The following is a 12925-nucleotide window of genomic DNA, read 5'->3' as shown; positions in this document are numbered from 1 at the left end:
TTGTCTTTTACCTTGATTTTGACCAAGCTTTCGGTATCGTTGTCGATGATGCTGTACCCAAAATATTGCTGCACGTTTTCTACATCGTGGTAGGATTTGCCCATCAAGCGCTTCACAGAATAAATGGTATTTTCGGGATCAGAAATGAGCTTTTCTTTGGCAGCATCCCCTACGATAATTTTTCCTTCGGGGTTGAAATGTATCACTGAAGGCACCAGGGTGCTTTTGCCATTTTTTCCTTTGACTGCCTCTGCCTGGCCGTCTTTTATGTAAGCGACCAAGCTGTTGGTCGTACCCAAATCAATTCCGACAATCAGTTCGGTTTCTTTTTTTATATCGCCTGATTTGAGGTCGATTGCAAATTTTGCCATAAATCCTAACTTCTTTTGAAAGCGCAAAATAAACATTCAAACAGTAACTGAGCATGGTTTGTTTGCCTGGGTCTACAAAATGCTATTCCCGTACAAACAATTTCCCGTTTCGCTCTTCGATCAGTCCCTCCTGTTGCATAAAAGTCAAGGTCTCCAGTACGTCCTGGTGCATTTTGGGGGTAAAGGAGTCGACCAATTCCTTCACGGGTAGTGCTTCATCGCTGAGCAAACGGGTAATTTTTTGGCGCAAGCGCTCAAAGGATTCATTGTCGAGGGCCTGCTTTTTGCGTTCCAAACATACATCGCATACCCCACAAGCAGGAGCATCTTTCTCACCAAAATAGTGCAACAATTGCTGGCTGCGGCAGATGTTGTCTTCAGCGTAGGCGATGGCTTTTTTGATGCGCTCGGCGTGGCGGGTTTTGCGGAAATTGTACAGTTTAGTGTCAAAACTCAAGTGGTTGGCGTCTTCCCGTGCCCTCAAAAAACTCAACTGCGGTTTGTCCTTTTGGGGATTGTACTCCAAAATCTGATCCTGTTGCATCAACAGCAATTGCTTTTGCAACAACTCAGCCGAAGTTTTAGTATACTCAGTCAACTTTTTCTCACTAAAATTAACGTAATTAGAAAAAACGCCTTGGTAACTGCGTAAAATGATTTTCAGCAATTTATCCAGCGCCGGATTTTTCAACTGATAATCGTACAAGCGCTCTTTGTCTACCTTGATGAGTAGGGTAGAGGGCGTGTATACAGCTTCCGACAAACTGATCAAGCCTTCCTGTTCCAATAGCTTCAGGCAATTGAAGACCCGCACTACTTCCAATTGATAATTTTGACAAAAAGTCGCGATGTCGAAATCGTAACTTTCGCCTTGGCCGCCGCCGAGTGCCAACTGAAAAAAACTGCCCAGTGCCCGGTATACTTTGCGGGCTTCATCCAGGCTTGGAAAGGCTTGTTCGTATTGGTATTCGAGGCTGCGCTTGTCGCCAGGATTGTACAACAAAACGGCAAATGATTTTTGCCCGTCCCGGCCTGCCCGACCAGCCTCCTGAAAATAGGCTTCCAGGCTATCTGGCAATTCGAGGTGTACCACCGTCCGCACATCGGGTTTGTCGATGCCCATCCCAAAGGCGTTGGTGCTGACCATAATGCGGGTACGCCCGGCTACCCAGGCATCCTGTTTGCCGGAACGCTCATCGGAAGTAAGGCCTGCGTGGTAGAAATCGGCGGAAATGCGTTTTTTTTGTAGCAACTGGGCGATTTCTTTGGTGCGGCGCCGGTTGCGAACGTACACCACACCACTGCCGGGTACCTTTTGCAAAATGTCAATCAATTGGTTCTCTTTGGCTTCGGTGCTGCGGACAATGTAGGCAAGATTGGACCGCGAAAAACTGGATTGAAAAACCTGAGCCTCCTTAAAAGCCAGCTTTTCCTGGATGTCGCTGACTACTTCCGGGGTTGCTGTAGCGGTTAGTGCCAAAACTGGAACTTTGGGAAAAAACTCCCGGATTTTAGCAATTTCCAGATAGGGTGGCCGAAAATCATAACCCCATTGGGAGATGCAATGCGCTTCGTCGACCGCAATCAAGTTGACTTTCATCTGGCGAATGCGCGCTATGGCCAGGTCACTCACCAGACGTTCGGGAGAGAGGTACAAGAATTTTATTTCGCCATACACGCAGTTGTCCAATAGCCGATCGATGTCGCGGTAAGACATGCCTGCATAAATAGCGAGTGCCGGGATGCCTTTTTTTTGCAGGTTCTGCACCTGATCTTTCATCAAAGCGATGAGGGGAGAAACAACGATGCAGATGCCTTCCTGGCAGAGTGCGGGTACTTGAAAACACACCGATTTGCCGCCACCGGTTGGCAACAAGGCCAAGGTGTCCCGGCCTTCCAGCACCGATTGGATGATCTCTGCCTGTTGGGGCCGAAACTGATTGTGGCCCCAGTATTGTCGCAGCACGTCAATTGGCAGCATAATCACGTTGTTTATTACCGGAAATCTATCAATTCCCGATACACCAAATCAACCGGTAGACCCATAATATTGGTGAAAGTACCTTCAATTCTGGAGATTTTACATAGCCCGATCCATTCCTGAACGGCGTAAGAACCTGCTTTGTCGTAAGGCTTGTATTTTTGGACGTAGAAATCAATTTCGGCATCGCTCATTGCTTCGATTTGCACCTGGGACTCCGCAGAAAATACTTTTTCATTGCTTGAGGAAAGCAAACATACGCCCGTAATGACCCGGTGCAATTGTCCGGATAATTTACGGAGCATCTGAAAAGCATCGTCGTAATCCCGTGGTTTGCCATAAATCACCCCGTCGAGAATCACCACACTATCCGCAGCAATGATGATTTCGTCGTTTTGAATGAAGTCTTGCGCCGCAGTGGCTTTTTTGCGGGCTAAAAAACCGGCAACTTCATCGATTGGTAAATCCGCAGGATAGGTTTCTTCTACGTCTTTGGTTTTGACTTCAAACTGAAAACCTGCTTCTTTGAGCAATTGGCTGCGCCGGGGAGAAGTGGACGCCAGGATGATATTTCGTTCTAAAGGATTCATCAAGTGATTTTTACAAAAAACAACAACAGAATGCCCGCTAGCATCACCATTTTTGCTATAAAACTGATGCGGTGATAATCAGCAGCAACCTGCGCTTGACGCAACAAATATAGGGCATAAACCAGAGGAAATACAACTCCTATTGCGGCACAAAGATAAAACCAGGTGCCAAATCCTGGACTTTTCAGTACAAACAACGTCAATAAAAGCAAAATAAGGAGTATGGCTAGTACGGAAGCCAGCACTTTGGCGGCGTTGTCGCCAGCAACAATCGGATAGGTTTTGCAACCAGCTGCTTTATCACCAATTTTATCTTCAAGGTCTTTTACCATTTCACGAAAAAAAGTGCTTAAAAAAGCAAAACTGAAATACCAGAGGAATATCGTTTGTAAGGTTTGAGCACTGGAAGGGGCTTTGGCTTGAAGTACCCACCAACCGGGAATTTCAGCCAACCAGATCAATGCTGCCACACCTGCACAAAAAAAAGCAACCAACAAATTGCCGACCAAGGGCAATTTTTTTAGCTTTCTGGTGTACACAACCAATAGTGCAGCTGAAAACACATAGAGATAGGCCATGTATATTTGCTCGATCCGAAAAGCAACGTAAATGGAAAGCATCAAACCGATAAAACCAACAACGGCGTACAACCACATGCAGACTTGCGCAGTGATTGAGACGTCAATGATTACTTTGTCCTTGCGGTTGAGCAGGTCGGCTTCATAGTCATATAAGTCATTGATGATGTAACCACCTACAGTAATGGAAAGGGTAGCAGCAACCAGGTAGACAAATTGAACAATGGTTAATCGGGGATCGATGTTGTAGCGGTGAAAAGAAGGAAGGAGCAAGGAAAAGTAGAGAATGGATTGTACCAGCGCGATAATCAATAAATTGGGAAACCTAATCAATCGAAGCAGGGACATGAGATACTGTTAAATGGGAATAAATGCAGCAACAATTCTCACAAATATAGGTACATATTCAGAATATACTGTTTGTTTATCCAACATAATTTCTTTGCGGTAACTCAAGTTATTCTTCGCCCCAGTTGCCTTGCAGGCGCATCACTTTTTCGATGACATCGCGTACGCAACCTTCGCCGCCTTTGTACGGCGATACGTAATTGGCAATGGGAAACAACTCTGGTGCGGCATTTCTTGGGCAAGTAGCAAGGCCAACCCGGCGCATTACCGGGTAATCGGGCAGATCATCACCCATGTACAAGATTCCCAATGGATCAAGATCATATTGGTTGATGAATTCATCGAAGGCTTCCAATTTGTCGCTTTTGCCAGAATAGATGTCTTGAATACCCAAGGCTTCCAGCCGCTTGATTACCCCTTCAGAACGACCACCAGTAATAACGGCGATTTTGAAGCCTTTATTAATTGCCATTTTGATGGCCAATCCATCGCGCACGTTCATTTTGCGCAGCAGCTCACCTTTCTCGGTGATAATGACTTCGTTGTTGGTCATTACCCCATCCACATCAAAAATAAAGGTGTGGATAGTACTAAAAATTTCCAAGTGGTTCATGCATGTGGGTTTAGAGCGTGTTTACTTTTGATTGTCCCGCCATTCGTATACCCATTTGGCTTGGATTTGCTCGAGGTTGTTTTCGCTGCACTCTTCGCGGGTGCCAACAAATCCGGGCAATTCGAGAACCCAATCAATCAATTCCGTAAAGCGGATGCGGTAGATTCTGCCTTCCGTAAATTCACCCCCAAAACGTTCAAAGAGTCTCATTGCTACGTCCTCGTGGTCAGTCCAGGTGATGGGGAGATTGTCAATATGATCGAAAGCCATTGTGCTAATGATTTTAAATGCGTGGAATTGGGTTAGTGTTCGTGACCGATGATGCGACTCTGGTCGGGAATTTCAATTTCGATAACTGCACCATCATCCAAAATGACACATTGGCAACCCAGGCGGGAATTGAGGCGTGGATTGTGTGCACGATCGATGAAGTCTTCTTCCTTGTCTGAAATTTCTTCTAAATCGTCTTCGCCCCTGAGAACATACACGTGGCAAGTGCTGCAGGCACAAACGCCGCCGCAGTTGTGATTCAGGTGGATGTCGTGGTCTTCGGTTACTTCCAGAATCGAGGTTCCTTCGGCCACTCCTTCTACCACAATGGGTTGGGCAATGTTTTTATCTTCAAAAGTAAACTTGACAGTAGCCATTAAACAGTAGTTTGGTGAAAACGTGGGCAAAAGTAGCGCTTTGTTGCTTGGTAAACAACTAAAGCAAGGAAGAGTTTGGCTGCTTTTTAGAATTGGTCTAATTAGCTCCTTTTAAAATCAGTGCGCAAAATCCACCGCAAAATTCCCCTTTATCCGTTCCATCGGCGGATTGTAATATCCGTACTTGAGGTCAGGAAATTCTTCCTTGATCAATTCCATCAGCTGCTTGACGCCCAGAATATCTCCTGAATCGGGCAAGTTGATGCGCCCCAGGTACCAATCGGGATCGATGTTGAAGTTGCGCCATTGGATCATCTTTAGGCCAGTGTCTTTGATGAAGGCCCGCAGCGCTTCGTATTCTTCCACCGAGTCGGTTTGGCCGGGAAACACAAAGTAGTTGATGCTGGTCCAGCCACCATAACGGTTCACGATTTTGACGGACTCGGCCAGCGCGTCAAAATCGTAATTGTTGGGGCGGTAGTAAGGCGTATAAATGTGCCGTTGAAGCGAGTTGGTGCTCACCCGAATGCTGTTGAGTCCTACTTTGCAAAGGGCTTCTACCGCATCGGGGCGACTGCCATTGGTATTGATGTTGATCGAACCTTTGTCGGTGAATTTCCGGATTTCGATGATGGCCTCCCGAATGGTTTCCCACATCAACAGCGGTTCTCCTTCACAGCCCTGACCAAAACTGATCAGAGGATAAGGTGCTGATTCGAGGTGGGGTACGGTAAATTCGATGATTTCTGCCGCACTGGGCTTGAATTGCAGGCGATCCTGATTGGAAACAACTGTTTCATCTTCGGGTTGCTCAGAGATACAGCCAATACAGTTGGCGTTGCAAGCAGGTGATACCGGAACCGGACATTCCCAGCGCCCCATGAAGTAGTTGCGGGCAGCAGGACAGGTATACGTCAATGCACAATTTTCGGCCAAATGTTCCACCAGGCGGTTGTGTGGATAGGCCTTCCGCAATTCTTTTACGCCTTGCTGTACAATGTTGTGGTCAAAACCAGCACACTCCTGCCGGATGTCTTCCTCAACCCGAATGGCGGGCACATAAAACTTGCCCCGGTGCCAACCTACCGCAGTATAACAAAACAAAGACAGAATGGGTGCTTCTGGTTGATTCTCATAAGCGGCCAGATACAAGCCAGTATGCGCAGGGGGTACAAAGGCTGCAACGGCCAAGCCTTTGTCGCACAAGCGCATTTCTCCAGTATTGACATCTGTACCAAGCGGAATACGCCCAGGAAGATTGTACAAAGACCCGCCATCGGGCAGTTCTATCCAGTCTTCAAGGGGAATGGGGTCGCAATACCAGCCCGAACGGCCTACTGCATATAAACTTTTGTCTTCAAAAACATTTCCTTCAGTATCGGCATAGAGCACATATGGTGAGTGCTTGAGAGTCATATCGCTTGGTTTAAGAAGGCAAAGTTAAGGATTTTTTGGGTAAAGCCCGAACTCGCTTTATTTATTGCCTACTTCACCAATTTGCAAATCCCTTCCGGTAAATTGACTTGTCCCAAATGCACGCGTATCCGGCCATTTTTGCTCAGGGAATAGAATTTTCCTTGCGCAATAGAATCGGCACTCAGGCGAACCCCCTGAAATTCTTGCAAATCATCTCCGTATTGAATTTTGAAATCATATCGTTCGCCGAGGCGCAAGGGCAGGTTGCTTAGGTCGGTTCCAGCATTGAGTTCGGTCAATTTTTTGTAGGGCATTTCAACGCCAGATGAACAATTGTTGCGGTAAAAAACGGGTAAGGTAGGCCGAATGGCAGGTTGGAAATTCCCTCCACAAGCAGCATCGATACTCAAGCTGCTGGTAGACAATGCCATACTGCTGCTTGGGCGTACCCTCAGCAGGGCACCTTGTGTCAGTACCTCACACGCAGGAAAACTGCGGGTGCTGCTGCGCAATTGACAGCCTTCTTCATAAAAAAATGTAAACTGGGCCTGATTGCCATAAAAACCACCCGGTGTAAACAAGGGATTGCGCGGATAAGCAACCTGTAAATTGTTGATGCCTTTGATCAGCCGCATAAACCGGTAGCCGCTGCTGCTGCCGATTTGGTAGTACAGCCAGCCTTCGGTGGCTTCATCGGCATTGATGGCAATGGGAATATTGGCCTTTTCTGAGAAAGCATATTCATTGCAAATGGGCAATGGCTGAATGACAAAAACACTGACTTTGGGGGTGAAACTGACATTGGCAAAAACGGTGCTGTCTTGTTCAAGGTAATAATTGCGGGTTAAATTATTAGCATTACGCACCAAAGCATCCATATCGAATCCTTGTCCTAAACGACAACTGGGGTATACCTGCATGAAGTTTAAGCTGGCTTTTCGAGTATACTGGTACCGAATTGGCGTTTCGCCGCGAAAGTAAACACCCTTGATGGTATCAGGTATATTGGCTTCCACTCTGATAAAAACCTGGCATAGCTCGGGTATTTTTTCTTCTGGCCACAATTCCATGAAACCCAATACCCAACGCCCAGTAGCAGCAACGGGCATAATGGCTTCCAGTTTGCCATTGCTGTTGCTTACGGTAGCGAATCCTTTGGCTTGCCAGATTTCTTCGCCCGGCATTTGCCAAAATGCCGGAATCAAATCACCATTTTTTATACGGCTTTTTGTCAGCGGATTGTACAAACTGGGTTCGATGGGCAGACTCAATATCGCCGGAAAACTCAATTGATCGGCAAATTGACCGCTTGCTTTGGCAGTAAAATCTAAAAGACTGACTGGATTGAGGTTCAGTTTTCCCAAATTGCCATCGGATTTGCGAAAAGCTGCCCGGATTAAGGCCGATTCCAGGTGGTTTTTATTGGAAGTAGTGCCTGGCATCACCATTAGTTTGACTTCCACTGGTCCATTCAGCTTTTGATGGTCTTTGCGGAAATTGACATTGGGGTCAATGCGCAAGCTGCCCGTTTGGTTTTGGGTAAACAAATCCAAGCCTTCATTGCGGGTTGAGGCAAGCAAACTTTCCGCCGCTCCTATGTGCGCAGATGCTCGCATGGGTCGTAGCCACACCGTTGCCAATTCATTTAGGGTATCACTCAACAAATATTCTTCTTCAATCGCAAAATAGCCGCTGGCCTTAAAGCGAAAACGGACTTTACGTGGATTACTTTGGGTAGGGGCTTCCCGTTTGAGTGTGCCCAGAGTAAGCAATCCACCTTTGATTTTTAAGGTTTTGCTGCCACTGTTGGTGTAGACCTTTGAAAAATCGCTGCTCAATAATTCCAGGTTTACCCCTTCCGCGGGCTTACCAGTACTTTCATCAAGCACTTGCAAAGTCAAAGGTTGGTGCAATACGCCAGTGTTTACCTCAAATTGCAAGCCATCCAATGCCTCATCTTGCAATTGATCCAATGCTTTTTCACAGGCGCTGCCGAGCAGCAGTAAAGAGAAGAGTAGAAAAAATGCTGTATGTTTCATAGGAAGAATAGGATTGTATTACAAAAAGCGCAAACCAACCCGCAAATTCAAAGCTGGCCAGATGCGCTTGTTTTGAAGGTTGTTTTGCAGGGTTGCCTGATTGCGCTCATTGGTTTGCAACAATCCACTTGCTTTGAGGCTGACTTGGGGTGACCCTCGAAAGTAAGCACCTGCATCCAGGCATACACTCAAGCGTTTCCAGGGTACCATTCGGCCTAGTCCAATCCCCAGGTATGGCGAAAAAAAATGGCTGTAATTGATACTTCCCGCAATCTGTCCCATCTCGTTTGGGGCAATTTTGACTTCGTTGAACTGTACGGAATCGCGCAGCACAAAAGTACCATTGATGCGGTTTACTGGATGGATAGCCACCCCGCCAACTAGCCTGACTTGTTCGTGGATCATGGCATAATCCACGAGAAATTCTGCGGAATGTTGACGGATTTTTCCAGAAAAAAGCCAGGAATTGTCATTGAGTCCAAAGCTGCCCAAATCGAAAGGTTGTTGTCCAATGCTGGTTTGTAGATAGTTGATACCACCACGGATATGCCAGTGGGGGCGAATGCGAAAAGCCATATCTGCACCTGCTCCTTTGGTACCCAGGGTTACTCCCAAAGCGTATTGCCATTCTCTAAAGCGGATCAAGGCTTTTTTCGGGGCTTGATCTTGTGCAATGACCTGCATGGAAAGACCGAGAAATACCAGTATCAAGTAAATTTTTGGAAAAAAAAATTGGAAGAGCAAGGGCTTCCGGATTTGTAATCGGTTGTTCATGGGAAAATGTATTAAATGGGAAAATCACCTGATTCATGTAAAATGACAGGATCTATTTACTCTAGAAATTGAGTTGTGGAAGTGGTAGGTAGACTTTTTTCCTCTAAAAATTAATAACTCTTCAAAAGTAGTAATATTTCTTTAAACCATGTAGGATTTTTTTAATTTGCCAAAATTTTCAAGCCATGTTGAGTTGCCAAAAGTCCTTATTTAAAATCCCTGACGAGATTACTTACCTCAATTGCGCCTACATGTCGCCACAGCTAAAGCAGGTGGATATGATTGGACGAGAAATGGTAAGCCGTAAAAATCAACCCTGGTTGATTCAACCCGAAGATTTCTTTACTACAGTTGAAGAACTGAAAACCCTTTTTGCCAAACTGATCAATGCACCTGAAAAAGACCGCATTGCAGTCATCCCTTCTGCTTCTTATGGCTTGGCTACTGTAGCCCGAAACATCAAGATAAAACCCGGCCAACACATCCTGGTAGCCGAAGAACAATTTCCCAGCAATTACTACGCCTGGCAGCGGGTAGTAGCCGATAGCGGGGCAGAACTTCGGGTAGTCAAAGCGCCCAATAGTGCCAACCGGAGTGCTGCCTGGAACGAAGCCATTCTCAATGCCATTGATGCCAATACAGTCCTGATCGCTTTGGGCAACGTACATTGGGCAGATGGTACTTTGTACAATCTCAAGCGCATTCGCGAACGGGCCGATGAATTTGGTGCATTGCTGGTCATTGATGGTACACAATCAGTAGGTGCTTTGCCACTTGATGTGAGTGAATTGCGTCTGGATGCCCTCGTTTGTGGTGGTTATAAATGGCTGTTGGGGCCATATTCTCTTGGCGTAGCCTATTATGGGCCACGATTTGATGAGGGCATCCCTTTGGAAGAAAACTGGATCAATCGCCACAACAGTGAAGATTTCAAAGGTCTGGTGAATTACCAGGACGAATACAAGCCGCTGGCAGGTCGCTACATGATGGGTGAACAAAGCAATTTTATTCTCGCACCAATGTTGTCTGCCGCCATTGCTCAATTGTTGGACTGGGGAGTGGCCAATGTACAGGAATATTGCCAACGGATATCCAGCAACGCCCTGGAAGATTTGCGCGAAATGGGCTGCCAAATCGAATCCAAAGACCAGTTGGCGCATCACCTGATCGGGGTGCGATTGCCTCCACACGTCGAGATGGAACGCTTACAAGCCGAATTCAAAAAACGCCGGGTTTTGGTGTCTACCCGTGGCAACGCCATCCGGGTTGCGCCCAATGTGTACAACATGCCCGATGATTTTGACAATTTGCTGGATTGTTTCCGGGCGGTTTGGGCTTAACTTTTTTAAAGATTCAAAACGCCAACCCCAAACAGGGCAAAATCATATTTGACTGGATCCTCTTGATCAAAGCTGCGCAAGGCTGCGGTGAGTTCCAAAACGGCTTGCCAATCGGTTTGTTTGCGGGTAAGCAATCCGAGCCTGCGCGCTACCCGATCGACGTGAACATCCAGGGGAATCAACAATTGGTGGGGGGAGATTTTGTGCCAAATCCCGAAATCTACCCCTTGCTCATCTTTGCGCACCATCCAGCGCAAAAACATATTCAGTCGTTTGCAGGTGGAGCCTCGTTCGGGAGTGGCGATGTGCTTGCGGGTACGATCTGGCGCATCTGGATGATCAAAAAACAAACGGTGAAAGCCAAGCAAAGCCGCCTCTGTGTGTGGTGCAGTAGGGGAGAGGTGCTGCGCAAAAGCATCCTCCAGGGATTCGTTTTTTTGATAATATTGTTGAAAAAATTCCAAAAAATACAAGGTATCCGTGGCTTGAAAGGTACGGTGTACGAAGTCCAGAAAGCGGCGGCGGTCTTCTTCCTGATGATTCAGGATGAAATCATAAGGGGCGCCATCCATCAACTTGACTAGCGCATTGGCATTGTTGATGATGGTTTTGCGTTGCCCCCAGGCCAGCATCGCTGTCCAGAAACCCACGATTTCCCGGTCTTGTTTGAGGCTAAATTGGTGTGGTATGGAAATGGGATCGGCATCGATAAAACCGGATTGGTTGTATTGTGCCACATGTTCCTCCAAAAAAGTATACAAGTCTTGTTGCTTCATGAGTTGATGATCACCCAAATGAGGTCTGATTCGTAGCCTTTGCGCATTGCATATTGGGCTGCTTTTTGTCGGGCGGTAAAATTATCTGCTTCGTGCAATTCTGCCAGTTTTTTAGCAATGATTTTTTTGAGTGTTTCGAGATAGGTTTCTTCGTCGATTTCTTCCATGCTTTTGCGGATACAATAGTCGGATACTTTGCGCATTTTGAGTTCTTGCTGAATGCGGATGCGGCCCCAGGATCTGGTTCTGAATTTTCCACGGGCATACGAACGGGCAAAACGTTCCTCGTTGAGGTAATTTTCTGAAATCAGCTCAGCCATGATTTCTTCCAGTAGATCCCCATAAACGGAGATTTCTATTAGTTTACTGCGCACTTCCTGGTGGCAACGTTCCTGGTAAGCACAGTAGCGTTGGAGTTTGAGTAGTGCGGCATCTTTGCCGGGAAAAGGTTTTTGCAAAATCGATTTATTTTATTGGTGAAATGATTGCCTCCAAAATTTAACCATTAAATTAGCGTCCGTATTTCATAAGAAACACCAAAACAAATTAATGGAACCAACACAAGTTACAGAAAAAGCAAGCAAATTTATGGGATTTGCCATGGATTTTGCCCCAAAACTCGCTGGCGCATTGATTGTGCTGCTCATCGGGATTTGGATTACCAATTGGATCGTAGCCATTCTCAAGCGCAGAATGGAAAAAACCAAAGTAGACGAAAGTCTGCGCCCATTTTTAATGAGCCTGGTGAGCGTAATGCTCAAGATGATGGTGATTTTCAGTGCTGCTGGCATTGTTGGCATTCAAACAACTTCATTCGTAGCCGTACTTGGTGCAGCTGGTTTGGCGGTAGGTTTGGCTTTACAAGGTAGCTTGAGCAACTTTGCATCAGGCGTTTTGGTGCTGTTGTTTCGGCCATACCGGGTTGGCGATCTGATTACGGCCCAGGGTTTCAATGGGGTAGTCAAAGAAATCCAGATTTTCACCACAGTGTTGATCACTCCCGACAATCGCACCATCATTATCCCCAATTCAGCCATTACGAGCGGCGCCATTGAAAACCTGAGCGTTGCAGGTACACGTGTATTGGAAACTTTGGTACCCATTGACCCAACAGAAGACATGGAAAAAGTGCGCAGAATATTTGAAGAAGTTGCGAAAAAATCTCCGGGTTATTTGGCTGAGTTGCCGATCACTTCCCCTGTGGTTGATTTGTCGCCAACTGCTACAACCCTGGCTTTCCGCTTCAGTGTAATTCCTGATGTTTACCTGGATGCTCAGGCTTTTGCCAAAGAAGAAGTTCGCAAAAGCTTCCAAGCTGCGGGTATTTCGGGTGAGCATGAGCCGGTTATGGAAATAAAGCTGGTGCAGTCTTAATTAAATTGGCGGCAGCTTCGCTGGTTATTTCCCACCACCTAAGGCACTTCAGGCACTTTATTCACCTTAGAAAAAGAA

14 protein-coding genes are annotated in these 12925 nt (G+C 46.4%); 2 read left to right on the top strand and 12 right to left on the bottom strand.

What is annotated here, in order from left to right; translation table 11 throughout:
* The 10 genes from ABW391_RS10645 to ABW391_RS10600 form a co-directional block, all read right to left on the bottom strand.
* On the bottom strand, positions 1–371 hold a 371-nt coding region (locus ABW391_RS10645), incomplete at its 3' end, for an Hsp70 family protein (RefSeq protein WP_353481842.1).
* Positions 372–453: 82 nt separating this feature from the next.
* Entirely contained in the window at positions 454–2352 is a 1899-nt protein-coding gene (locus tag ABW391_RS10640; RefSeq protein ID WP_353481841.1) for a RecQ family ATP-dependent DNA helicase, read from the bottom strand.
* Between the two features lie 14 nt (positions 2353–2366).
* The gene (locus tag ABW391_RS10635) at positions 2367–2942 is read right to left on the bottom strand and encodes a Maf family nucleotide pyrophosphatase (protein WP_353481840.1); all 576 of its coding nucleotides are present in this window, start codon (positions 2940–2942) and stop codon (positions 2367–2369) included.
* Positions 2942–3868, bottom strand: coding sequence for a geranylgeranylglycerol-phosphate geranylgeranyltransferase (locus tag ABW391_RS10630; protein ID WP_353481839.1), 927 nt, complete (start codon positions 3866–3868; stop codon positions 2942–2944). Before ABW391_RS10630 ends, ABW391_RS10635 begins: the two co-directional genes overlap by 1 nt.
* A 109-nt stretch (positions 3869–3977) precedes the next feature.
* Complete coding sequence (locus ABW391_RS10625; protein ID WP_353481838.1) at positions 3978–4481, bottom strand: KdsC family phosphatase; 504 nt, start codon at positions 4479–4481, stop codon at positions 3978–3980.
* Positions 4482–4502: 21 nt separating this feature from the next.
* On the bottom strand, positions 4503–4751 hold the full coding sequence (gene iscX, locus ABW391_RS10620) for a Fe-S cluster assembly protein IscX (RefSeq protein ID WP_353481837.1): 249 nt from the start codon (positions 4749–4751) through the stop codon (positions 4503–4505).
* Positions 4752–4783: 32 nt separating this feature from the next.
* Positions 4784–5128 (bottom strand): 2Fe-2S iron-sulfur cluster-binding protein, encoded by a 345-nt coding sequence (locus ABW391_RS10615; RefSeq protein ID WP_353481836.1) that lies wholly within the window; start codon positions 5126–5128, stop codon positions 4784–4786.
* A 117-nt stretch (positions 5129–5245) separates the two neighbouring features.
* Positions 5246–6544 (bottom strand): radical SAM family protein, encoded by a 1299-nt coding sequence (locus tag ABW391_RS10610; RefSeq protein WP_353481835.1) that lies wholly within the window; start codon positions 6542–6544, stop codon positions 5246–5248.
* Positions 6545–6612: 68 nt separating this feature from the next.
* Positions 6613–8583 (bottom strand): peptidase associated/transthyretin-like domain-containing protein, encoded by a 1971-nt coding sequence (locus tag ABW391_RS10605; RefSeq protein ID WP_353481834.1) that lies wholly within the window; start codon positions 8581–8583, stop codon positions 6613–6615.
* Positions 8584–8601: 18 nt separating this feature from the next.
* Positions 8602–9357, bottom strand: a complete 756-nt coding sequence (locus ABW391_RS10600) for a hypothetical protein (protein WP_353481833.1) — start codon at positions 9355–9357, stop codon at positions 8602–8604.
* Between the two features lie 185 nt (positions 9358–9542).
* On the opposite strand from ABW391_RS10600, the gene ABW391_RS10595 reads away from it, so the two are divergent.
* A complete protein-coding gene (locus tag ABW391_RS10595) occupies positions 9543–10697 on the top strand; it encodes an aminotransferase class V-fold PLP-dependent enzyme (RefSeq protein ID WP_353481832.1) in 1155 nt (384 codons plus the stop codon).
* A gap of 5 nt (positions 10698–10702) precedes the next feature.
* Here the strand turns inward: ABW391_RS10595 and ABW391_RS10590 are convergent, their stop codons facing one another.
* Both ABW391_RS10590 and ABW391_RS10585 read right to left on the bottom strand, forming a co-directional pair.
* The gene (locus ABW391_RS10590) at positions 10703–11473 is read right to left on the bottom strand and encodes a TIGR02757 family protein (protein ID WP_353481831.1); all 771 of its coding nucleotides are present in this window, start codon (positions 11471–11473) and stop codon (positions 10703–10705) included.
* A complete protein-coding gene (locus ABW391_RS10585; protein WP_353481830.1) occupies positions 11470–11931 on the bottom strand; it encodes a regulatory protein RecX in 462 nt (153 codons plus the stop codon). The genes ABW391_RS10590 and ABW391_RS10585 overlap by 4 nt, the downstream gene beginning before the upstream one ends.
* Positions 11932–12022: 91 nt before the next feature.
* On the opposite strand from ABW391_RS10585, the gene ABW391_RS10580 reads away from it, so the two are divergent.
* On the top strand, positions 12023–12847 hold the full coding sequence (locus ABW391_RS10580; protein WP_353481829.1) for a mechanosensitive ion channel family protein: 825 nt from the start codon (positions 12023–12025) through the stop codon (positions 12845–12847).
* Positions 12848–12925: the final 78 nt, after the last annotated feature.

The sequence above is a fragment of the Haliscomenobacter sp. genome, assembly GCF_040403615.1.
GTDB lineage: Bacteria > Bacteroidota > Bacteroidia > Chitinophagales > Saprospiraceae > Haliscomenobacter.
This window is presented reverse-complemented; position numbering and strand designations above follow the sequence as displayed.